The 22109-nt window shown below is 53.5% G+C and carries 21 protein-coding genes; 7 read left to right on the forward strand and 14 right to left on the reverse strand.

Features of this window, described 5'->3' with window-relative positions:
- Positions 1-82: 82 nt before the first annotated feature.
- Positions 83-508: a superoxide response transcriptional regulator SoxS gene (gene soxS / locus IAI47_RS17770; protein ID WP_003855727.1), complete on the forward strand. Its 426-nt coding sequence runs from the start codon at positions 83-85 to the stop codon at positions 506-508.
- Between the two features lie 253 nt (positions 509-761).
- Positions 762-1043, forward strand: a complete 282-nt coding sequence (locus IAI47_RS17775; RefSeq protein WP_008926612.1) for a YjcB family protein — start codon at positions 762-764, stop codon at positions 1041-1043.
- Positions 1044-1109: 66 nt separating this feature from the next.
- On the opposite strand, the gene IAI47_RS17780 is transcribed toward IAI47_RS17775, so the two are convergent.
- Together IAI47_RS17780 and IAI47_RS17785 are read right to left on the reverse strand one after the other, a co-directional pair.
- Positions 1110-2060, reverse strand: a complete 951-nt coding sequence (locus IAI47_RS17780; RefSeq protein WP_008926611.1) for an ATP-grasp fold amidoligase family protein — start codon at positions 2058-2060, stop codon at positions 1110-1112.
- A gap of 8 nt (positions 2061-2068) precedes the next feature.
- Entirely contained in the window at positions 2069-3325 is a 1257-nt protein-coding gene (locus IAI47_RS17785) for an oligosaccharide flippase family protein (protein WP_003855732.1), read from the reverse strand.
- A 525-nt stretch (positions 3326-3850) separates the two neighbouring features.
- Here IAI47_RS17785 and IAI47_RS17790 point away from each other — a divergent pair.
- A complete protein-coding gene (locus tag IAI47_RS17790) occupies positions 3851-4246 on the forward strand; it encodes a transposase (RefSeq protein WP_003855733.1) in 396 nt (131 codons plus the stop codon).
- A 923-nt stretch (positions 4247-5169) separates the two neighbouring features.
- On the opposite strand, the gene IAI47_RS17795 is transcribed toward IAI47_RS17790, so the two are convergent.
- Positions 5170-6129, reverse strand: a complete 960-nt coding sequence (locus tag IAI47_RS17795; protein WP_003855735.1) for a DMT family transporter — start codon at positions 6127-6129, stop codon at positions 5170-5172.
- A 77-nt stretch (positions 6130-6206) separates the two neighbouring features.
- The gene (locus IAI47_RS17800) at positions 6207-7034 is read right to left on the reverse strand and encodes an AraC family transcriptional regulator (protein WP_008926610.1); all 828 of its coding nucleotides are present in this window, start codon (positions 7032-7034) and stop codon (positions 6207-6209) included.
- Positions 7035-7153: 119 nt separating this feature from the next.
- On the opposite strand from IAI47_RS17800, the gene IAI47_RS17805 reads away from it, so the two are divergent.
- Complete coding sequence (locus IAI47_RS17805; protein ID WP_008926609.1) at positions 7154-7675, forward strand: isochorismatase family protein; 522 nt, start codon at positions 7154-7156, stop codon at positions 7673-7675.
- Between the two features lie 83 nt (positions 7676-7758).
- On the opposite strand, the gene ssb1 is transcribed toward IAI47_RS17805, so the two are convergent.
- Complete coding sequence (gene ssb1, locus IAI47_RS17810; RefSeq protein WP_003855743.1) at positions 7759-8310, reverse strand: single-stranded DNA-binding protein SSB1; 552 nt, start codon at positions 8308-8310, stop codon at positions 7759-7761.
- Positions 8311-8534: 224 nt separating this feature from the next.
- Between ssb1 and uvrA the strand changes: the two genes are divergently transcribed.
- Both uvrA and IAI47_RS17820 read left to right on the forward strand, forming a co-directional pair.
- Complete coding sequence (gene uvrA, locus IAI47_RS17815) at positions 8535-11363, forward strand: excinuclease ABC subunit UvrA (RefSeq protein ID WP_003855745.1); 2829 nt, start codon at positions 8535-8537, stop codon at positions 11361-11363.
- A gap of 233 nt (positions 11364-11596) precedes the next feature.
- Entirely contained in the window at positions 11597-12661 is a 1065-nt protein-coding gene (locus IAI47_RS17820; protein WP_003855747.1) for an NAD(P)-dependent alcohol dehydrogenase, read from the forward strand.
- A 53-nt stretch (positions 12662-12714) separates the two neighbouring features.
- On the opposite strand, the gene IAI47_RS17825 is transcribed toward IAI47_RS17820, so the two are convergent.
- The 6 genes from IAI47_RS17825 to dnaB all read right to left on the reverse strand — a co-directional run bounded on the left by IAI47_RS17825 (position 12715) and on the right by dnaB (position 17684).
- The gene (locus IAI47_RS17825; RefSeq protein ID WP_003855748.1) at positions 12715-13038 is read right to left on the reverse strand and encodes an MmcQ/YjbR family DNA-binding protein; all 324 of its coding nucleotides are present in this window, start codon (positions 13036-13038) and stop codon (positions 12715-12717) included.
- Positions 13038-13457 carry a secondary thiamine-phosphate synthase enzyme YjbQ gene (locus IAI47_RS17830; RefSeq protein ID WP_003855749.1) on the reverse strand — a complete coding sequence of 140 codons (420 nt, stop codon included), beginning with the start codon at positions 13455-13457 and terminating at the stop codon, positions 13038-13040. The genes IAI47_RS17825 and IAI47_RS17830 overlap by 1 nt, the downstream gene beginning before the upstream one ends.
- A gap of 121 nt (positions 13458-13578) precedes the next feature.
- Entirely contained in the window at positions 13579-14772 is a 1194-nt protein-coding gene (locus IAI47_RS17835; protein WP_085980572.1) for an amino acid aminotransferase, read from the reverse strand.
- A gap of 40 nt (positions 14773-14812) precedes the next feature.
- Complete coding sequence (locus IAI47_RS17840) at positions 14813-15427, reverse strand: YitT family protein (RefSeq protein ID WP_003855751.1); 615 nt, start codon at positions 15425-15427, stop codon at positions 14813-14815.
- Between the two features lie 241 nt (positions 15428-15668).
- Complete coding sequence (locus IAI47_RS17845; RefSeq protein WP_008926607.1) at positions 15669-16148, reverse strand: Lrp/AsnC family transcriptional regulator; 480 nt, start codon at positions 16146-16148, stop codon at positions 15669-15671.
- Positions 16149-16277: 129 nt separating this feature from the next.
- Positions 16278-17684, reverse strand: coding sequence for a replicative DNA helicase (gene dnaB, locus IAI47_RS17850; RefSeq protein ID WP_003855755.1), 1407 nt, complete (start codon positions 17682-17684; stop codon positions 16278-16280).
- A 96-nt stretch (positions 17685-17780) separates the two neighbouring features.
- Here dnaB and IAI47_RS17855 point away from each other — a divergent pair, with 96 nt between their 5' ends.
- Positions 17781-18764, forward strand: a complete 984-nt coding sequence (locus IAI47_RS17855) for a quinone oxidoreductase (protein ID WP_003855757.1) — start codon at positions 17781-17783, stop codon at positions 18762-18764.
- Between the two features lie 211 nt (positions 18765-18975).
- Here the strand turns inward: IAI47_RS17855 and pspG are convergent, their stop codons facing one another.
- The 3 genes from pspG to IAI47_RS17870 all read right to left on the reverse strand — a co-directional run bounded on the left by pspG (position 18976) and on the right by IAI47_RS17870 (position 21771).
- Complete coding sequence (gene pspG / locus IAI47_RS17860) at positions 18976-19242, reverse strand: envelope stress response protein PspG (RefSeq protein WP_003855759.1); 267 nt, start codon at positions 19240-19242, stop codon at positions 18976-18978.
- 180 nt (positions 19243-19422) lie between these two features.
- Complete coding sequence (dusA, locus tag IAI47_RS17865; protein WP_008926606.1) at positions 19423-20415, reverse strand: tRNA dihydrouridine(20/20a) synthase DusA; 993 nt, start codon at positions 20413-20415, stop codon at positions 19423-19425.
- Between the two features lie 105 nt (positions 20416-20520).
- Complete coding sequence (locus tag IAI47_RS17870; protein ID WP_003855763.1) at positions 20521-21771, reverse strand: conjugal transfer protein TraF; 1251 nt, start codon at positions 21769-21771, stop codon at positions 20521-20523.
- Positions 21772-22109: the final 338 nt, after the last annotated feature.

The following is a 22109-nucleotide window of genomic DNA, read 5'->3' on the forward strand; positions in this document are numbered from 1 at the left end:
TTAACTTGAGGAATTATACTTGCTCTCCATCGAAACCCCTAAACTCCCATTAGCGTTTATTAAACACCAGAAGGATGAGGCCATGATGCAAGAAGAGATCATTCATTCCCTGACGCACTGGATTGACCAGAACCTGGATAAGAGCTTGTCGATTGATGAAGTTGCGGCCAAATCGGGCTATTCGAAATGGCATCTGCAGCGTATGTTCCGTTCCGTAACGAAACAAACGCTGGGTGGCTATATTCGTGAGCGCCGCCTGACGCTGGCAGCTGAAGCTTTGTCACAGACACAGCGACCGGTGTTTGATATTGCGATGCAGTATGGCTATGACTCGCAGCAGACCTTTTCCCGCGTGTTTCGTCGTCAGTTTGCACAGACGCCAACCGCTTATCGGCACACCATGCGTCGTCAGGCGATTCAGCGCCCTCGCCTGCCAGGTTTTGGCTATAACGATCCAATCAATAGCTTTACCCAGCGCACCACCGGCGAGTGTTGCCCGGTTCGCTGATTTTCCGTTGCGCCCGCTCCGGGCGCATCTGACTGATTTCCCCGCCGTTCTTCTTCTGCTGCCGACCCTTCCTTCGTGTCACTGCCACACCCGTGTAAATTTTGTTCAAAATTTAAAATCGGGTGATATAATGTGACCCAAGTCACACTTTGAACCTGGTTTGACGGCGTATAAGTCTCCCCTGACACACTTTTTCGCCGCCGGTGATGTCTGCAGATTGTCAGGATTACCTGTTGATATTGAGGTCCGGCCAATGGCTACGTTAACCACCAGTTTTCTTGTTATGCGTTGGGAATTGCTGAGCGCAGTTATGATGTTTTTTGCCAGCACCCTGAAAACTAAACTTCGTCAGGATAGCCGTCACGTGATGGCATTTATGTGTGGCGGGATTGGTTTAGGCATGACCTGCTGGTTTGTCACCGGTCTGATGGGCATTACCCTGAGTATGGATAACGTGCATAACTTCGTGGAAATCTCAAAGCATGCCTTTATTGAAGCAATGAGCCAGGCGCCTGCTGACTGGCCGATGCCCTGATTGATTGCCTGAATTTTGCGCATAAAAAACCCCGCTAAGCGGGGTTTTTTATATTGCTGTGTGTGCTTAAATTTTCTTCAACATGGCAGGAATATTAACATCCTGCACGGTAGCGCCCGGGCTCTGCGTTCCGCGGCGGTCCTGAATCCACATATCTCCCATCATCTGATTTAAACCACGATCTAAGCCGGTGACCAGTCCTGCACCTGGGGTGAAGGTCAGTTCGCCAAAGTAGATCCGTTCGTCATGGATATACCAGTCCACACGTACGTAGTCGAAATCACTGGCCAGTTTTTTACTCAGTTCGAGCGCATGTTCCAGTGACGGCATAATCGGTGACACATCCAGACCGGTATCGCGAATTTTGTGATAGGCCTCGTTGAGGTTGTTCACGTAGAAATTCATCGACAGCAGCGGCTGACAGCGGTTGTAGATCACCTGCAGCACATATTCGAACTTGCCATCCCGCTTGTTGAACATATGGAACTTGTAATCAATCGGCGCGCTCTTGCCATCACCAATGTACTTCTCAACCAGGATACGTGGCTTGATGTAGCGATAGTGAATCTCACGCGCTTCGTTGGCAAAGTCAGTCTTCAGCCAGCGATAGCAGTCATGAATGATCTGCTGCTTGCGCAGGGCATCCGGCTCTTCCAGCAAAATCTCAACCATGTTGGAGGCGTGGTTCGGCTTGATCACCGTCCCCTTCCAGCAGGGTAAGCTGTTCAGCGTTGTCGGGTCAGTGGTTTCGTGTACCAACGGAATCAGGTATTCATTACCGATTTTTTCAGCAATGAATTCGCGCACCGAGTACTTATCTGACAGACGACCGTAATTCTGGTAATCGCCGAAGATAAACTTACGGTACAGCACCTTCTCATTGAACACTTTTGGCTGACGCAGATTGGGCAGCTTTCTGAACTTGTGGAAGTAGTAAATGCGGTCCTGATAAGCCCAGGGCATCTTCTTAATAAAGTACTGCACACTTCTTCTGAGTTCTTCTTTCAACTTGAGCATATCTGACCTCATTTGTATGTTTTGTAGTTGAGTGAGGAAACCTGAATCTTTTGAATGACGCCGTTTTTAAAGAAGTAATTCATTACGGTCAGGGACAAAAGTTCTGAAAGGAAAACGCTCCACGCGGCCCCCATGATGCCGTGACCCTGGATCAACCACCAGGAGAGCGGCAGACTGATGACCATCAGGCAGATGATTTTCCTCAGTAAGTAGTTAAATCCTCCCTCTTTGACCATGTAGCGATACGCTACGGTCCCCATTGCCGAAAAGCTGGTCGCTATCGACAGCAACGTAATGAGACTTCCTGACTGTGTGTATGCCGGTCCGTACAACGCAATGATGATCCGCTCGCCATACAGCGAAATAACAAGCAGCATCAACAATGAAACACCCATAACGTAACCATTGAGCCGCGCAGCCAGCTTAATGGCGACCTCACCGCGCTCCCTGAAGATCTCAGTGAAGCAGGAGGTGATGAGCGCTACCGGGATAAAAATCCAGGAAGCGGAAATGGTATTCGCCGCCGCAAACAGACCCAGATCGCGGGCGGGAGCCGTGCCTGCCAGAAACATCTGTGCGGCTTTGACCTGCACCGAAATAAAGATGCTGGAGATGGCCAGCGGCAGTCCGGCATACATCAGATAGCGCAGATAAGCGGTACGCTTCTCGCGGGGCGGCATCTGATCCTGATGGTCCTGATAAAAGTTGCGACGCTTGATCAGGTAAGGCACCAGCGTGACGGCGACAATCGACAGCGTCAGCCAGAGTGGATTGAGACGCAGCCAGGCGACGATAAAGCTGATGCTGAAACTCAGCAGCATGCCCACGGCGTTAGCAATGGTGTTAAGACGCGAAGCAAGACGCGCGTTGTTATAAACGCTGAAGGTGTCCTGGGTGACAAAAACGGAGGCAACAAATGAGGCCAGTGCAAACGCCAGGAAATTTTCCTGCATGTTGTACCAGACCCAGATTAAGACTGGCACCGAAGTGACCAGCAATAACACCATTCGCAGCGTACGGGCAATGGTCATCAGGCGCAGGCCTTTTGACGCATTTTTGCTGACGCGCTTAAACAGAATGGTTTCGGTGCCAAAAATCGCAACGGTTTGCACCATCGCAAATAGTGAGGTTGAAAACGCCATCTGACCAAACACCGTTGGGCCAAAAGACTTCGCCACGTAAGACGTCACAAAAATGACGCCAAAAACGGAGATGATCTTCTCAGACATCATCCAGGCGGCATTAGACATTACGCTCAATTTCATCGACTCTTCCTTAGTATTACTCAACTACAACCGCTTCGGTACAACATCCCTGTAACGAATTAATAAGCGCTCAGTGGGCCTGGCGAAAATGTAAGACTTCAGACCAAACTGGTCCGAAAATTGAGATGCAAGTCATAATCCGGAGAGTGAATTCAGGATAATTCTTATTATAAATGGTGCGAATCACTTCAAATGGAAACGATTTCAGGCTGAAAATAAAACAACCCTAAAGCGCCTGACCGCCATATTAATCACATCGCTCAGGCTAAATATCCCGCATACGTTGTATTTATTTCGTATTTTGGATGCGATGAATTTATAACAAAAATGCCCCTCCAGGAAGGTACGCCCCCCCGATAAGAATAAAATAAGATTTATCCCATGATGATATTTCTTCTAAATATCTTAATTTAGGCTTCGCAATTCAATTCGCGCACTTTAATACTGCCTTAATAAAACCTTACAGTGCCAGAAATTATTAAAGTCATTCTCATCCATTAATCGATAAGAAAGGTAAGAGCATTTATGAGAAAGTCACGATACAGCGAAGATCAAATCACAAATGCCATTAAAGCTTCTGAATCGGGCGTGAAAGTCAGAGAGATCTGTGAAGAGTTAGGTATCTCTGAAGCCACGTTCTATAGCTGGAAAAAGAAGTTTTCTGGGTTGTCTTCGGAAGAAGGCAGAAAAATCAAGGAGCTGGAAGAAAAACTGCAAAACATCACGCGTGAGTTGCAGACGCTCAACTCCGATAAAGAGATGCTGCAGAGCGTTCTGAAGCACTTCTTTACGACAAATGAAAAACGTCAGGCTGTGGATTTCCTGCAGGCCACCTTCGACATCGGTACACGCCGTAGCTGCAGACTATTAGATATCAGTCGCAGTGTGTACCATTATCCGTCAGGCACGGAGAACCGCTAAACCCAATGCTACCGCGCTTTTTAGACTTAACGCTGAGATTTGTTCTTACCAGAAGAGATGAAGATCATTTAACAGGACAATTGCGGCACCCTTTTCCGCTCCATTTATAACTAATGAATGGCTTCACGGCTAAGCTTCTTTTTTTGCGGTAAAATTGATTCACAACAGCAAAAGTCTCGCATTCTACGCCTGTTCTTCCCTTCCCAATCTCGTTGACACGGGGTTGGGCCCTCTATTTCTTACGTAAGCCCAGCTAATCGTCGGAACTAATTCTGCTTAATACTATTAAGCTGCTTTAAACATCGTGCAAAAAACAGCCGTCGCCGTTTTAAGTTAACGGTGGCCCTGACTCAAATTCTGCGGCTGCGCTTTAATTTCCGATGATGGGTTTATTGCATAAACTTTCTCCAGGATTAATCCGGGATAAATAGTTTATAGCTCCTTATCACTAACGTTACGCGCTTCTCTTTTCACTCTCATCATTGCGCATCATTGATGCCAGAGATTAATCTTTAATTAATAACGCAACGGCGGAATTCTCTTACTCATTTATCACTGAGTGAAGTTAATGGTGGTTTTTCGCCTCTCGTTCTCAGTGCCACCATGCAATAAAAAGCCGTGAGAGAAAGCATAATGTCCATAATGCTGCGCTATTTTTCCTGATTAATGACCGATATCTGAGCAATAAAACACGGTCAGACCCGAAAAGGCGTGTTCTCCGCAGACCGTAAGTACCGTTTTTTCACTGAAGAATGGGGGATGAGAGAGACAATTGCGGGAGACGGTACTATCACCTGGTGGAATGAAATCGATTTCGCGGCATAAATCTGTCGGAGAGCGTGCAAATCGGCATAGGGTTTAATCTTAAAAAGCCGCGCGACATGCTGTTCGCGCGGCAGAGCGATTTGGATGGACGTTGCGGTTTACTCGTTCAATGAGACCACAAGAGGTTGAGGTTTAATACGCATTGCCCACAGCACCCCAGCCAGCAGACAAACAATGCCGGTCACAGTGAGCTGCGGTGGCCAGCTTTGATACCAGAGAAAAGTCCACAACAGGCCAAAAAGAATCTCGAAAACGATCAGTGGCCCCATCAATACGGTCGGCAGACGCTGGCTGGCAGCGTTCCAGCATAAGGTGCCGAGCCAGGAGCAGAGCAGGCCAATGGTCAGCATCAGAGAGATAAACACGCCGGGACGCGGCCCAAATGGCAACGAAAAGTCGGGCTGTAGCCAGGTGAGCTGCACACTGACCAGCGCATACATGATCAACGCCATGGGCAATGTGACCAGACCCTGCGCGGTGGCCCAGGTCGACGGCCGCAGCTCGGGATGTGTGCGCAGCCAGCGGGCATTACGCAGCGGATACCAGGTCCAGCAGACTACGGCCAGTAGCGCCAGCACGATACCTGTGAGATAACGGCTCAGATCAAGCAACTGGCCCTGACTTTTTAGCTCCGCCGCGTTTACGCAGAGTAAGCCGGCCGCCATCATGACAAGCGCCGGAAACAGCCGCCGCCACGGCAATCTTCCTTCAAGATGGCCGTAACAGAGATTGGCCGTCACGGCGATCACCACCGGCAGTGTGCCAATAATCATGGTCGAGACCGGGCCGCCAGTGCGCTGAATGGCGTTCGCCAGAAAAGCATAGTAGAAGAGGTTTCCCACCAGCGAGAGTTTTACGGCCTCAAGCCAGTCGGCGCGAGCCAGCTGACGCAGGCGATGACGACCATGCCAGGCCAGCGGCAGCGCAATCAATCCAAACGCCACATAGCGTCCCGCCGACTGCAGCGCGCCGGGGTAGTCAGGCACCAGCAGTGGCCCGACAAAGATCAGCCCCCACATCAGCCCGGCGGTGACGGCAAACATGACACCAGCAAACATGATTCCTTCCTTATATAGCTTTTTGACAGAGTGTGGCGGGTTCGGGCGGGGAATGCTTGTAGCAGATTGCGGTGATATCAGGATTGGCGCACCTGCTTCTGATAGCGGCCCGGCGTGATGCCGTACCGATTGGCAAAAGCGCGGGTGAGATGAGCCTGATCGGTTAATCCCACCGCCGCCGCGACGCTGGCGGCCGCTTCTCCCTGAGCCAGCCTTTGCTTGGCGTCATAGAGCCGGAAAGCCATCAGCATCTGATGGGGCGTCACGTGATAGTGCTGGCGAAAAGCGCGTAAAAAGTGCCATGGCGATAACGATGCCAGCGCTGCCAGCTCATCCAGCCGCACGGGTTCAGCAAGGTTGGCGCGCAGGAAATCTTTTACCTGATCAAAACGATGCCGGGTGTCGGGTCTGCCCTGTGAAGACATGCATGCCAGCGGACGGATCTGCAGCAGCAGTTCCGCGATCAGGCTCTGACGTGCCAGTTCAGACTCCGCCTGCCAGAGTGCGGCAAGTGTTCGGGAGAGCGGTTGCGCCACACGTGAATCGGTCAGCAGCGCCTCATTAAACCACCAGCCGCGATCGCCGGTCAGTTCGTCCATCAGCTGCGGCTGAATGTAGATCATCTGATAGCGCCAGCCCTCTTCGCAAGCGGACTCACCGGTGTGCAGCTCATCCGGATTCATCATGACCAGCGAGTTCTCCGGCGCCGTATATTCAGTGCCACGATAGCGAAAGCGCTGTGCACCCGCTTCGATAGTGCCAATTCCGAAAGCTTCATGGGTATGCGGTTCAAAGGCGTAGCGGGAGATGTGAGCCTGATAAAGCTCCACACCAGGCAGCTCTGCGAGTTGCTGAAAGCGGGCGCGATCTTTTTCATAGGGGAAACTCGCCGGAACACCGTCCACTTCTCTCTCCTTATTTAACCAGTGGGTTAAGCATGCCTGTGACCAGGGTGGAAATGCAAAAGATTGCTATCCATCACGCCGCAGGTAACACTGTTTTTTTAAACCCGATGGAGTTAAGCATGGCACAGCGGGTGGTATTGGTTGTCGATATGCAGAATGGCGTATTCAGCTCGCCACGCTTCGATAAAGCGGGACGAGTGGCGCAGATTAACCGGCTGACCGCACGCGCCGACATCCCCCTCTTTATACAACATCGTGAAGGCACGATGTGTGAGGGGAATGAAGCGTTTGAGCTGCTGACGGAAATCGCTCAGCCTGCTGGCGCGCACTACATCACGAAAACCGCCTGCGACAGCTTCTGGCAAACCGAGCTGGGCGCGCTGTTAGAAAGGCTGGCGATTAAGGAATTTGTGGTGTGCGGCTGTGCCACAGACTACTGCCTGGATACCACAATAAAAGTCGGAGCCAGTGCGGGCTATGCCATCACCGTCGCTGCGGATGCACACACCACGGCAGATCGCCGCTGGGTCAGCGCCGATGCGCTGATTAACCAGCACAATGAGGTGTGGGCTTCACTGCTGATCCCCGGCAACGTGCCGCGTGTGCTGAGCACGGAGGCCATTCTGGCAGAATGGTCGTAACAGGCCGCAAAAGCCGCGCATAAAAAAAGCCCGCATAAGCGGGCTTTTTGCACTCTTTGCCAGAAGAATTCCAGCCAGCGAAATCAGAATGGAATATCGTCGTCGAAATCCATTGGGGGTTCGTTGTTGTTGCTGGCCGGCGCGCTCTGTGGCTGCTGCGGACGAGACTGCGCGCCGCCACTGAACTGGTTGTTATTGCCCTGCGGCTGCTGCGGCTGACCCCAGCCATTGTTGTTGCCACCCTGCGCGCCGCCACCTGCTGGCGCACCCGCGTTTCCACCCTGCTGACGGCCGCCCAGCATCTGCATGGTGCCGCCAACGTTAACCACGACTTCGGTGGTGTAACGTTCCTGGCCGCCCTGATCCTGCCATTTACGGGTACGCAGCTGGCCTTCGATGTAAACCTGCGAACCTTTTTTCAGGTATTCGCCTGCGACTTCAGCCAGTTTGCCAAACAGCACCACACGGTGCCACTCAGTGATCTCTTTATTTTCACCGGTCTGCTTGTCGCGCCAGCTCTCTGACGTAGCCAGCGTAATGTTGGCAACAGCGCCACCATTTGGCATGTAACGTACTTCCGGATCCTGACCCAGATTCCCGACAAGAATCACTTTGTTAACGCCACGACTGGCCATGTTGCTGTCTCCCGATGAGTTAATGCATACAGTCTAATCTATCAATTCTAACACGTCCTGCGGACTGTTTCCCACTTTCGAGCAGGGTTCCAGTTTTAACGCTCTCTGTTCTGGCGCGCAAGAGTACTGGATATTTATTCAGTCTATTTTTTGTGCCATAATGACACGTTTATTCTGGCCGTGTCGGCAAGGCGCGGTGAGTGCTGCTAATCCGGGAAAGGTGAATGGATAAGATCGAAGTTCGTGGTGCCCGCACCCATAATTTGAAAAACATCAACCTGACCATCCCACGCGACAAACTCATTGTGGTGACCGGCCTGTCAGGTTCAGGTAAATCCTCACTGGCGTTTGATACGCTGTATGCGGAAGGTCAGCGCCGCTATGTAGAGTCGCTCTCTGCGTATGCGCGCCAGTTTCTTTCGTTAATGGAGAAGCCGGACGTCGATCATATCGAAGGTTTGTCGCCCGCCATTTCCATCGAACAGAAATCCACCTCGCATAACCCACGTTCAACCGTGGGAACCATCACTGAGATTCACGATTATCTGCGTCTGCTGTTTGCCCGCGTAGGCGAACCGCGCTGCCCGGATCATGATGTGCCGCTGGCGGCGCAGACCGTGAGCCAGATGGTGGATCAGGTGCTTTCCCAGCCGGAAGGCCGTCGCCTGATGCTGCTGGCACCGGTGGTGAAAGATCGCAAGGGTGAGCACACCAAGACGCTGGAAAATCTGGCGACGCAGGGCTACATCCGTGCACGTATCGATGGCGAAGTGTGTGACCTCTCCGATCCGCCGAAACTTGAGCTGCAGAAGAAGCACACCATTGAAGTGGTGATTGACCGCTTTAAAGTGCGTGACGATCTGGCGACCCGTCTGGCGGAGTCGTTTGAAACCACGCTGGAGCTCTCCGGCGGCACGGCTATCGTGGCGGACATGGATGACAGCGCCGCAGAAGAGCTGCTCTTCTCGGCTAACTTCGCCTGCCCCATCTGTGGTTACAGCATGAGCGAGCTGGAGCCGCGCCTGTTCTCGTTTAACAACCCGGCAGGCGCCTGTCCAACCTGCGACGGCCTGGGCGTACAGCAATACTTCGATCCTGACCGCGTGGTGCAGAATCCTGAACTTTCTCTGGCAGGCGGCGCAATCCGTGGCTGGGATCGGCGCAATTTCTACTACTTCCAGATGCTGCGTTCGCTGGCGGAGCACCTCGATTTTGATATCGAAGCGTCGTTCGGCAGCCTGCCCGAGAACGTGCAGAAAGTAATTCTGTACGGATCAGGCAAAGAGAGCATCGAATTTAAGTACATCAACGATCGCGGCGATACGTCTGTTCGCCGTCATCCGTTTGAGGGCGTGCTCAATAACATGGAGCGCCGCTACAAAGAGACCGAGTCTTCAGCGGTACGCGAAGAGCTGGCGAAATTTATCAGCAACCGCGCCTGTGCCAGCTGTGAAGGCACCCGTCTGCGTCGTGAAGCGCGCCACGTCTTCGTCGAGAACACTACGCTGCCGACCATCTCTGAGATGAGCATCGGCCATGCGATGTCCTTCTTTGAAAACATGAAACTCAGCGGCCAGCGCGCGCAGATCGCCGAGAAGATTCTGAAAGAGATTGGCGATCGCCTGAGCTTCCTGGTCAACGTCGGCCTGAACTATCTCTCGATGTCCCGTTCCGCCGAGACCCTGTCCGGTGGAGAAGCGCAGCGTATCCGTCTGGCCAGCCAGATCGGTGCCGGCCTGGTCGGTGTCATGTATGTGCTGGATGAGCCTTCAATCGGCCTGCATCAGCGCGACAACGAACGTCTGCTTGGCACCCTGATTCATCTGCGAGACCTCGGTAACACCGTGATCGTAGTTGAGCATGATGAAGATGCGATTCGTGCCGCTGATCATGTCATCGACATCGGTCCGGGTGCAGGCGTCCATGGCGGACAGGTGGTGGCTGAAGGTACCGTCGATCAGATTATGGCGGAAGACGCGTCACTGACGGGCCAGTTCCTGAGCGGCAAGCGGGGTATTACGGTGCCAGAGGAACGCGTCAAAGGCGATCCGGCCAAAGTGCTGAAGATTACCGGCGCACGCGGCAACAACCTCAAAGATGTCACGCTGACGCTGCCGGTCGGGCTTTTCACCTGCATTACCGGTGTGTCCGGCTCTGGTAAATCGACCCTGATCAACGATACGCTGTTCCCGATTGCCCAGCGAGCGCTGAATGGTGCAACCATCGCCGAACCGGCACCTTACCGCGAAGTGGCGGGACTGGAGCACTTCGACAAAGTGATCGACATTGATCAGAGCCCGATTGGTCGTACACCGCGCTCCAACCCAGCCACCTATACCGGCATCTTCACGCCGGTGCGTGAACTGTTTGCGGGCGTGCCGGAAGCGCGTTCGCGTGGCTATAATCCGGGTCGCTTCAGCTTTAACGTTCGAGGCGGACGTTGTGAAGCCTGTCAGGGCGATGGTGTGCTGAAAGTCGAAATGCACTTCCTGCCGGACATTTATGTGCCGTGCGACCAGTGCAAAGGCAAACGCTATAACCGTGAAACGCTGGAAGTGAAGTACAAAGGCAAGAGCATTCACGAAGTGCTGGAGATGACTATCGAAGAAGCACGTGAGTTCTTCGATGCCGTGCCGGCGCTGGCGCGTAAGTTGCAGACGCTGATCGATGTGGGTCTTACCTATATCCGCCTCGGTCAGTCCGCCACTACCCTGTCCGGCGGTGAAGCCCAGCGTGTGAAGCTGGCGCGTGAACTGTCGAAGCGCGGCACCGGTCAGACACTCTATATTCTTGATGAGCCGACCACCGGTCTGCACTTTGCCGATATCCAGCAGCTGCTGGAAGTGCTGCATCAGCTGCGCAATCAGGGCAACACCATCGTGGTCATTGAGCACAATCTTGACGTGGTCAAAACCGCAGACTGGATTGTGGATCTCGGTCCGGAAGGCGGCAGCGGCGGCGGTGAAATCCTGGTTGCCGGCACGCCAGAAACCGTGGCGGAGTGTGAGAAATCCCATACTGCACGTTTCCTGAAGCCTCTGTTACAGAAGTAATTCCTGCAGGCCCGCCGCGTGCGGGCCTTTTCATGACATCTGCTGATTCAGCCAGAAAAATGCAGAATCAGGCAAGATTCAGACATGTATAGGCATATACGCTTTTCCCCAGGCTGACTATCCTTAAGCAGTTCCTCTTTGGCACGTCCCTGGCGTCGCCCTGTTTTCGCAGCACATTAACGCTGCTGCACTTCATCGAATAACACTCACGACACATCGAAACTGGAGACACCATGAATATTACGCATGCGTATGCTGCTCAGGATGCAAAATCCAAACTGGCACCGTTCGATTTTAAGCCGCGTGAGCTGCGCGCCCATGACGTTCAGCTTGAAGTGCTGTTCTGTGGCGTTTGCCACTCAGACCTGCACCAGGCCCGTAATGAGTGGAAAAACACCATTTTCCCTGTGGTTCCGGGTCATGAAATTGTCGGTCGCGTGACCGCTGTTGGCCCGCAGACGCAGAAATATAAAGTCGGCGATCTGGTCGGCGTCGGCTGTATGGTCGATTCATGCCGCAGCTGTCCGAGCTGTCAGCAGGGTCTGGAGCAGTATTGTGAAAACGGCTTTGTCGGCACCTATAACGGCGAAGATCGTGAAACCGGCGCCATTACCTACGGCGGTTACTCAACGTCGATGGTGGTTGATGAGAGCTTTGTGCTGCGCATTCCGGAGAACCTGGAGCTGGCGGGCGTTGCACCGCTGCTGTGTGCCGGTATCACCACCTACTCACCGCTGCGTCACTGGAATGTCGGTCCTGGCAAGAAAGTGGGTATCGTCGGTTTAGGCGGCCTGGGTCATATGGGCGTGAAAATTGCCCATGCAATGGGCGCACATGTGGTGCTGTTCACCACCTCGCCGTCCAAAATTGAAGATGGCAAACGTCTGGGTGCCGATGAAGTGGTGATTTCTAAAGATCCAGAGCAGATGGCGCAGCACGCGAACAGCTTTGACTTCATTCTGAACACCGTGGCTGCTCAGCACGATCTCAACCCGTTCATCACCCTGCTGAAACTGGACGGCAACATGACGCTGGTCGGTGCACCGGAGCACGATCACCCGGCACCACAGGTGTTTAACCTGATCTTCAAGCGTCGCAGCATCGCCGGTTCACTGATTGGCGGCATCGCAGAAACCCAGGAGATGCTCGATTTCTGTGGTGAGCATGGCATTACGTCAGACATTGAACTGATCGCGATGGATCAGATTAACGAAGCCTATGAGCGCATGCTGAAAAGCGATGTGAAATACCGCTTTGTTATCGACATCAATACCCTGCGCGAGCAGCCTGCCGCGTAACCCGTCAGATCTGACACCCTCTTGCTCGGGTAAGAGGGTTTTTTTATTGCCGTTTATCGGGCAGCCGCAACCTGCTGGAATGAAGCATCGACCAGATAGTAAATCTGCGAATCTTTCAGCGAGCCGTCCAGAAACAGCGTGCTCCAGTGTGACTTGTTCAGATGCTCACTGGGAATGATGTCGCTATGCTCTTCGCGCAGTAATTCGGCCAGCGCAGGCGTCGATTTCAGCGAAACGGCTGGCCGCCCTTTTGCCTCATGCACCATTGCAAACAGCACACCGTTGCTTTTAATCTGCGTTGCCTTCCAGTCACTGTGGACGCTCTGCTCCGCGCCCGGCTTGCTCATGCAGTAGGTCAATAAATCTGAGTTATTCATTACGACTCCCCTTGTAACGTAGCGACAATCCGCCTGGCACCGCCCTCAATGCGATGCTCGCCCAGCCAGATACCCTGCCAGGTGCCCAGCACCAGACGCCCCCGCTGAACCGGCAATAACAGCGAAACGCCTACAATCGATGATTTGATATGCGCCGGCATATCGTCACGCCCTTCGTAGTCATGCTGATATGGTGCGTTCTCCGGCACATGCCGCATGAAATGCTGCTCCATGTCGCTGCGCACCGTCGGGTCACAATTCTCATTTAAGGTTAACGACGCCGAGGTATGCTGTAACAGCAGATGCAGCAGACCGGTTTTGATATCACGCAGTCCGGAGAGCGAGTTGACGATCTCATCGGTGACCAGATGAAATCCACGCGGCTTCGCGCTCAGCGTAATAGTTTGTTGATGCCACATAGCGTATTCCTGAAACGGTTATCCCGTTTAAGTGTGCAGCATGACGCCGAAAGGTAAACCCTGACCCATAAAAAAACCGCCAGAGCGAACCCTGACGGTTTAATTTACAGCCTGACAGCCATTACATCACGGCGGCAAAGGCTTCAGCGACCTGATGCACGTTTTTGCTGTTCAGACCGGCCACACACATGCGGCCGCTGCCCACCAGATAGATGCCAAACTCGTTACGCAGACGATCGACCTGTTGCGCACTCAGGCCGGTATAGCTGAACATGCCACGCTGTTTCAGCAGGTAGTCAAAGTTTTTACCTGGCAGCGCGGTACTCAGCACATCCACCAGCGACTGACGCATCGCGAGAATACGCAGACGCATCGCTTCCACTTCAGCCAGCCAGCTGTCTTTCAGTGCCTCATCATTGAGAACGCGCGCAACCACCTGCGCACCAAAGTTAGGCGGGCTGGAGTAGTTGCGGCGAACGGTGGCTTTCAACTGGCCCAGTACGCGCGCTGACTCTTCGGCGCTGTCACAGACGATGGAGAGACCGCCTACGCGCTCGCCATAGAGCGAAAAGATTTTGGAGAAGGAGTTACTGACCAGCGCAGGCAGACCCGCCGCCGCGACCGCACGCAGTGCATAAGCGTCCTGCTGCATACCGGCACCAAAGCCCTGATAGGCGATATCAAGGAAAGGAATCAGCTGCTGTGCTTTCAGCACCTCAACGGTCTGATCCCACTGCGCATCAGTCAGGTCAGCGCCGGTCGGGTTATGGCAGCAGGGATGCAGCAGCACGATGCTCTGCGCAGGCAAGGTTTTCAGCGTGCTGATGAAGGCATCAAATCGCACACCGTGGGTCTCTGCGTCATACCAGGGATAGGTATTGACCTCAAAACCTGCGCCATTAAAGATCGCGATGTGGTTTTCCCAGGTCGGATCGCTGACCCAGACTGCAGATTGCGGGAAGTAGCGCCTCAGGAAATCCGCGCCCACTTTCAGCGCGCCAGAACCACCCAGCGTCTGAATCGATGCAATCCGGCCCGCGTTTAACAGCGGATGATCGGCACCAAACAGCAGTGGTGCAATCGCACTGCGGTAACTGTTCAGCCCTTCCATCGGCAGATAGAGGGAAGCCTGATGCGGCTCAGCATAGATCTGCTCTTCGGCAGCGGCGACGGCCTTCAGCTGCGGGATGATATTCTGTTCGTCGTAATAGAGCCCGATACTCAGGTTAACTTTGTGTTCGCGTGGATCTTGTTTGAACGCTTCCATCAACGACAGAATCGGATCGCCAGCATAGGCATCAACGTTTTGAAACACGGTGTAGGTCTCCATGATTGGTCCAGAAGTCAGAGGCGGATTAAACCCGATAGCGTCCCGGACGATGGTTCATTGCAATTATCAGATTCAGGATCACCGCGCCCGCAATAGACGCAAGCAGGATGGGGCCGCTCACCACAAACAGTGAGGCCAGCACGACGCAGGTATCAACCGCCATTTGCAGTTTACCCGCGCGGATCCCAAAGCGATCCTGTAGCCACAGGGCCAGAATATTGATGCCGCCCAGGCTCGCCTTATGACGAAATAACACTATAAACCCGATTCCCATGATGACGTTACCGAACAGTGTCGCATAGAAGGGGTTAAGGTCAGAAAAGTGGACGAACAGCGGGTGCAGCTGGGTAAACAGCGATACCAGTCCGACGGCACAGAACGTTTTAAGGGTAAATTCCCAGCCCATGCGTTTTACCGCCAGCCAGTAAAAAGGGATGTTGATCAGGAAGAACGCGCTGCCAAACGAAAGCGGCGAGAGATAACTGATCAGAAAGGCGATGCCTGCGGTGCTGCCGGTCAGCGCGCCCGCCTGTTTCAGCATAATGACGCCGAACGAGACCATCAGGGTGCCGAGCACCATCGCCAGCGCATCTTCAATGCGCGAATGTGGGACGCGGGAGGGTTCTGCGATGTTATCCATGGAGGTTTTCTCAGTGCAAAAGATGCCGTTTCTATGCAAAAAACACACCAGCGTCACAACCCTTAACGGCTGTAAACGAAGTGCCCGCGATATCCTGTTGATATCTAAGGCGCTTTATAACGGAAACGTGTGCACAAATTCTGGCCTGCACCATCAACCTATGCATTAAAGTCCGTTAACATGCGCGTTACTTGCATTTATTGCCGCAAGTGTGCACCAAAACCGCACATCACGCACCTTTTTAGCGCGTCTTCTCTCCGGGGATCATCATCAGCCCGTTCTCTTTCATTCGTCCCAGTACTACCGAGGTTTTCACATGGGAAACACTCTGGTGGCCCGCGACTAACTGGCTGATTAGTGCACTGAGAGAATTGAGATCGGCCACTGCCACTTTAAGCAGATAGTCAGCGTCGCCGGTCGTTTTGTAAGCATCCACGATCGCCTGCTCCTGCTCCACCATGCGGTGAAAGCTCTCGACATATTCTGCGGTGTGGTTAATTAAGCGCACCTCGATTAATCCCACCATGCCAAGTCCGATCGCATCGGGCGACAGCCGGGCGTGATAACCCAGGATGAGATTAGCCTGTTCCAGATTGATACGGCGGCGGGAACATTGTGAGGCGGAAAGGCCGACCAGATCGCTGAGTTCCTGATTGGTCAGACGGCCGTTAGTTTGTAATAAAGTGAGGATTTTAAGGTCGTAATCGTCTACGTGAGTCATTCCGTTTCCACATCGGTCCGGGCGTCGCTTTATTACAGATAACCCGATTACCCGAGAGGTTGTCCAACACTATTTTCTGATGATGGGTGCTGTCATGCACAGATCGTGCATGACAGCACAAACCGGCGATTATTCGTCGTCGTATTGCGGGCCCGCGTAGTTATCAAAGCGCGACCACTGACCGTTAAAGGTCAGGCGCACCGTACCGATGGGACCATTACGCTGTTTACCCAGAATGATCTCGGCGATCCCTTTGAGATCGCTGTTTTCGTGGTAAACCTCATCGCGGTAGATAAACATGATCAAATCCGCATCCTGCTCGATCGAGCCCGATTCACGCAGATCCGAGTTGACCGGACGCTTGTCAGCACGCTGTTCCAGTGAGCGGTTGAGCTGCGACAGCGCCACCACCGGTACATTCAGCTCTTTGGCCAGTGCTTTCAGCGAGCGGGAGATCTCCGCAATTTCCAGCGTACGGTTGTCCGACAGCGCCGGCACACGCATCAGCTGTAAGTAGTCGATCATGATCATGCTTAAGCCACCGTTTTCACGGTAGATGCGCCGGGCGCGCGAACGCACTTCGGTAGGCGTCAGGCCAGAAGAGTCATCAATGTACATGTTCTTCTTCTCCAGCAGGATGCCCATGGTGCCGGAGATTCGCGCCCAGTCCTCATCATCCAGCTGTCCGGTTCGGATGCGGGTCTGATCGACGCGAGAGAGCGAGGCCAGCATACGCATCATGATCTGCTCGCTGGGCATCTCCAGACTGAATATCAGCACCGGCTTTTCCTGCAGCATGGCGGCGTTTTCGCACAGGTTCATCGCAAAGGTGGTTTTACCCATCGACGGACGTGCGGCGACAATAATCAGGTCAGAGCCCTGCAGGCCTGCGGTCTTTTTATTCAGATCCTGATAGCCGGTATCGACGCCGGTGACACCATCGTGCGGCGTCTGATAGAGCGATTCGATACGGGAGACGGTCGATTCCAGAATCTGCTCAATGTTTTTCGGGCCAGCATCTTTATCCGCACGCGCTTCCGCAATTTTAAAGACGTTCGACTCGGCAAAATCGAGCAGCTCTTCGCTGTTACGTCCCTGCGGATCGTAACCGGCATCGGCAATCTGGTTGGCGACGGAGATCATCTCACGCACCACCGCACGTTCACGCACGATGTCAGCATACGCGCCAATGTTTGCCGCGCTCGGGGTGTTTTTCGCCAGTTCAGCCAGATAGGCGAATCCGCCCGCCATCTCCAGTTCACCACGGGTTTCCAGCGATTCGGAGAGCGTAATCAGGTCTATGGGTTTGCTGTTTTCCAGCAGCCGCTGCATCTCGGAAAAAATCAGCCGATGCGAGCGGTTGTAAAAGTCATTCGCGACGACGCGCTCAGAGACGTTATCCCAGCGCTCGTTATCCAGCATTAACCCACCGAGCACCGACTGCTCCGCTTCCAGAGAATGCGGGGGCATTTTCACGCCTGCGAGCTGGCGATCCTGCGTTTCGTTCGATTTGTTGGTGGGTTTATTTCCTGCCATAGTGAATGCATTACCGATCTTCTGTGGGGACGCGCAAGTATACCTTAGTTGGGGTGCGTGCCTCACCCTCATGATGAAACAATCACAGGAGTCAGAATGGCAAAGCGTATTCAGTTCAGCGCACATGGCGGTCCGGACGTTTTAGCGTGGACGGATTTTGAACCTGCTGACCCCGCTGAACATGAAGTGCAGGTTGAAAATCGCGCTATCGGGATTAATTACATCGATACTTATGTTCGCAGCGGGCTCTATCCGGTTGCCGATTTTCCCTCAGGCCTGGGGACAGAAGCCGCGGGCGTGGTGTCGCGCGTAGGCCATGGTGTGACCCTGTTTAAACCCGGCGATCGCGTGGTCTACTGCATGGCGGCTATGGGTGCTTACAGTGACGTGCACAACGTGGCGGAAGATCGCCTGATGCATCTTCCGGAAGCCATCAGCTTTGAGCAGGGCGCAGCCAGCTTTCTGAAAGGACTCACCACGCAATATCTGTTGCGCCAGACCTATAAAATCAGCGCCGGTGAGACCTTCCTGTTTCATGCTGCCGCCGGCGGCGTCGGATTAATCGCCTGTCAGTGGGCAAAAGCGCTGGGCGCGCATTTGATCGGCACCGTGGGTTCAGCGGAAAAAGCCACCATGGCGAAAAATGCCGGCGCCTGGGCGACCATTAATTACCGCGAAGAGAACATTGCACAGCGCGTCAGCGAGCTGACTGAAGGGAAAAAAGTGGCCGTGGTGTATGACTCCGTGGGTAAAGATACCTGGGAGGCGTCGCTGGACTCGCTGCGCCGTCATGGCCTGATGGTCAGTTTTGGTAACGCATCGGGGCCGGTAACCGGCGTTGATCTCAGTATTCTGAATAAAAAAGGCTCACTGTTTGTGACCCGCCCTTCACTCTTTGGCTATGTCACCAACCGTCAGGAGCTGGAAATCGCCAGCGCCGAACTGTTCTCTCTGCTGGCGAGTGGCGCAATTAAAGTGGATGTGCCGGAACAGCAGAAGTTTGCGCTGAAAGAGGCCAGCAAAGCGCACCAGTTGCTGGAGAGCCGCGCCACGCAGGGATCCTGTCTGTTAATCCCGTAATTGCAGGCAACAAAAAGGGCTTCCCATGGGAAGCCCTCTTCTGTTTTTTATTTTTTGTTCGCGCTGGTGTAGGGACAGCGGCGATGAATTCATGTCGAGTCGATGGCACATCGATTTGACCTCAGGCATCCTGCCAGAAAACATAAGTAAAAAGTATGGTTAATTGCAGTTCAGCGCTGAGCAATCTCTCACAGTGTGATCATCACCGCATTTAGCGCCAGCCTTTACGGTCCAGCCTGTCGATTTTACGTCTCAGCTTACGACGCGCTCGCGCATCGCTGTCGCCAAAAAAGGCCCGATGCAGCCATACAGCGATCACCGCCAGCACCAGCCACGGCAATACTTTGATCACGAGTGCGAACAGTCCACCGACAAACATCACGATGGTTGCGACAACCAGTGCCGCCAGCACACCAATCAGCGAAACACCGGTCAGCAACAGCATCAGGAAAAACCCTAATACGAATAATATTTCCACGTCAGCGCTCCTTTTTTGAAATCGATTGTTATCGCTATTACAAGAAGCGTGCCAACCATTAATTCATTGATTTTTATATAATAAAAATCAAAAGCCGCATGACGCTTTGGCGAAAAAAACCATAAAGTGGCGTAAAAAAAACCAACCCTGATGGCTGGTTTTTCAGGACGGGATTGCAGATCAGGCTTCCTGCGGGATCTTATCCGCTACCAGCGCCAGCGCGGCTTCCAGCACACGGACATCAGCACCCGGTTTGTGGGCGTTTTCACTCAGGTGGCGTCGCCATTGACGGGCGCCGGGAATGCCCTGGAACAGTCCCAGCATATGGCGCGTGACGTGCCCCAGATAGGTGCCCTTCGCCAGTTCCGCTTCAATGTAGGGGTACATGGCGCGCACCACGTCCACCGGGTTAGCCGCCGGATGCTGACGACCAAACAACGTCTGATCGACCTGCGCCAGAATGCCGGGGTTTTGATAGGCTTCACGTCCCATCATCACACCATCGAGGTGTTGCAGATGAGTCTTTGCCTCTTCCAGCGTTTTCACGCCGCCATTCAGCGCGATCGTCAGATGCGGAAAATCGCGTTTCAGCTGATAGACGCGTGGATAATCCAGCGGGGGAATTTCGCGGTTCTCTTTAGGGCTGAGGCCAGAGAGCCAGGCTTTGCGCGCATGAATGATAAATGTCTCGCACTCGCCGCGTCCCGCCACCGTGCCGATGAAATCAGTCAGGAATTCATAGCTATCCAGCTCATCAATCCCGATGCGGGTTTTCACCGTGACCGGAATGGAGACCACGTCGCGCATCGCTTTAATGGCATCCGCAACCAGATTCGCTTCGGCCATCAGGCAGGCACCGAAACGACCATTTTGTACGCGATCGGAGGGACAGCCGACATTGAGGTTCACTTCATCGTAGCCACGCTGCTCTGCCAGCTTCGCGCACTGCGCCAGCGCCGCCGGATCGCTTCCACCGAGCTGCAATGCGACCGGATGTTCCGCCTCACTGTAAGCCAGGTAATCCCCTTTGCCATGAATGATCGCGCCCGTGGTCACCATTTCGGTGTAGAGCAGCGTATCGCCGGTCAGCTGACGATGAAAATAGCGACAGTGACGATCGGTCCAGTCGAGCATAGGGGCAATAGAGAAGCGTTGCGAAGAGAAATTAGACATGAAGCGCAGGCAATCCGGTAATTAAAGATGATGGAATTCTGTGCAAGGATAACACAAGGTCGGGCGATAGTGCATCGCCCGACCCCGACAGCCTGAATAACGCGGTTAGAAGTTAAAGCCGAGCTGCATCATCGCGCCCCAGGTGTTGTTAGCACCCACTGAGCCAGCCAGATCCAGATGGACGGCTTTGTTAAACGGTGACACACCAAAACCTGCTGTGGCGACATTCTCGTCGTGAGAACGCATGTCCGCACGATAACCGCCACGCAGCTGCAGCCAGTCAAATACGCGGTATTCCGCGCCCACCGCCGCATACTGGCTGTTATCCTGGCTTTTGAAGCGTTTGGTTTCCGTCAGATCCACATCGCCCGTCACGGTAAACGGACCTTTATCCCAGGAGAGACCGGTGGTGACCAGCGGGCGAATCTGGTAGGTGTCGCGGTAACCATTGACCTCTCTGGTCTGCAGATCGCGTGAAACCAGGTTCTGTCCGGTCACGCCCAGCGTCCAGTTTTCAGCAAAGGTGGTCGCCAGACCGGCATCAACGTTAAAGCCGGTGTCGGTGCTGCGATACTTACTATTGTTGATGTCGTTCTTGTCGTAGTTGTAGATGCTGGCGGTATAGTTATAGAGCCAGGTTTTCTGCACTTTTGGCGTCACACCAACAGATACTGGCTGACCGGCGATGGTGAACTCATGCGCCACCGCGACACCGTAATCGGTGGTCAGTGCCGCCAGGCCATTGGCGCTGGAGCGCAGGTTATTTTGATCGCCAGGACGTGGGAACCGCGTACCGTCAGCAACACCGCGCAGATAGTCGATATCACCCTGTACGACATTGGCGCGGACGTGCGCGGTTCCGTAGGCTTTGGTGATAAAGGCGAAAGGCAGGGTCTCATTGGGGATGGTCACGGCCACGGCCGCACCCGCACTGCCATCCGCTTTGTTGCCACGCAAATCGCTGAGTTTGTTAGCGACATCGCCGGAGGCGGCGCGTAATTCAGGGTAGCCGCGGAAGAAATCCGCTGGCGTAAAGTTATTCAGCACTGTGCGGTAACGATCCACGGTGTCCGAAATATCATCGACTTTATCAAGCAGCTTATCTTTGTCAGTAACCTGAATACCCGCTGAAGGAACAATAATGCTGACGTTATCGTCGGGTTTAGCACGCGTCATCAATGCCGGGTTCGCCAGCACTGCGGAACCATAAAGAGAAGATGCTACGCCGGTGCCACCCATGGCGTCATTACGTGCATCGTACCAGGTCCCTGCCGCCATGGCGGAAGAAGAAAGGAAAAGCGCGGTCACTACAGCGGAGTACTTCAGCGCTGAACGTTGAGCGGATTTTTTCACCATTTGCCTGCCATCACCTGAGAAATTGTCATTGAAACATTCAACGACTGAATAGTTTGTTAGCCCTATTGTGAACCCTGGCTAACGCGTTATTGCTGTGAATTCAAAGGAAACAGTGTCTTAATTCAAAGGATTGGACGTTTTCCAATCAAAAAACCGTTGTAATAGTTCAGACTGCATCGGTGCATTTCAAACAATGCCAGACTTTTCTTAAGTCTTTCTGAACATTACTTCTTAACTCAGTGAGATGCAAAGCAAAATGCCAACAAATTCCGCTTCAGACGGTTGCAGAATGGATCTGAATTATCGTCATATTTGAGATAAAAAGCGGGCTGAATTCT

It is taken from the genome of Pantoea sp. MT58 (assembly GCF_014495885.1).
Lineage (GTDB): Bacteria > Pseudomonadota > Gammaproteobacteria > Enterobacterales > Enterobacteriaceae > Pantoea > Pantoea eucalypti.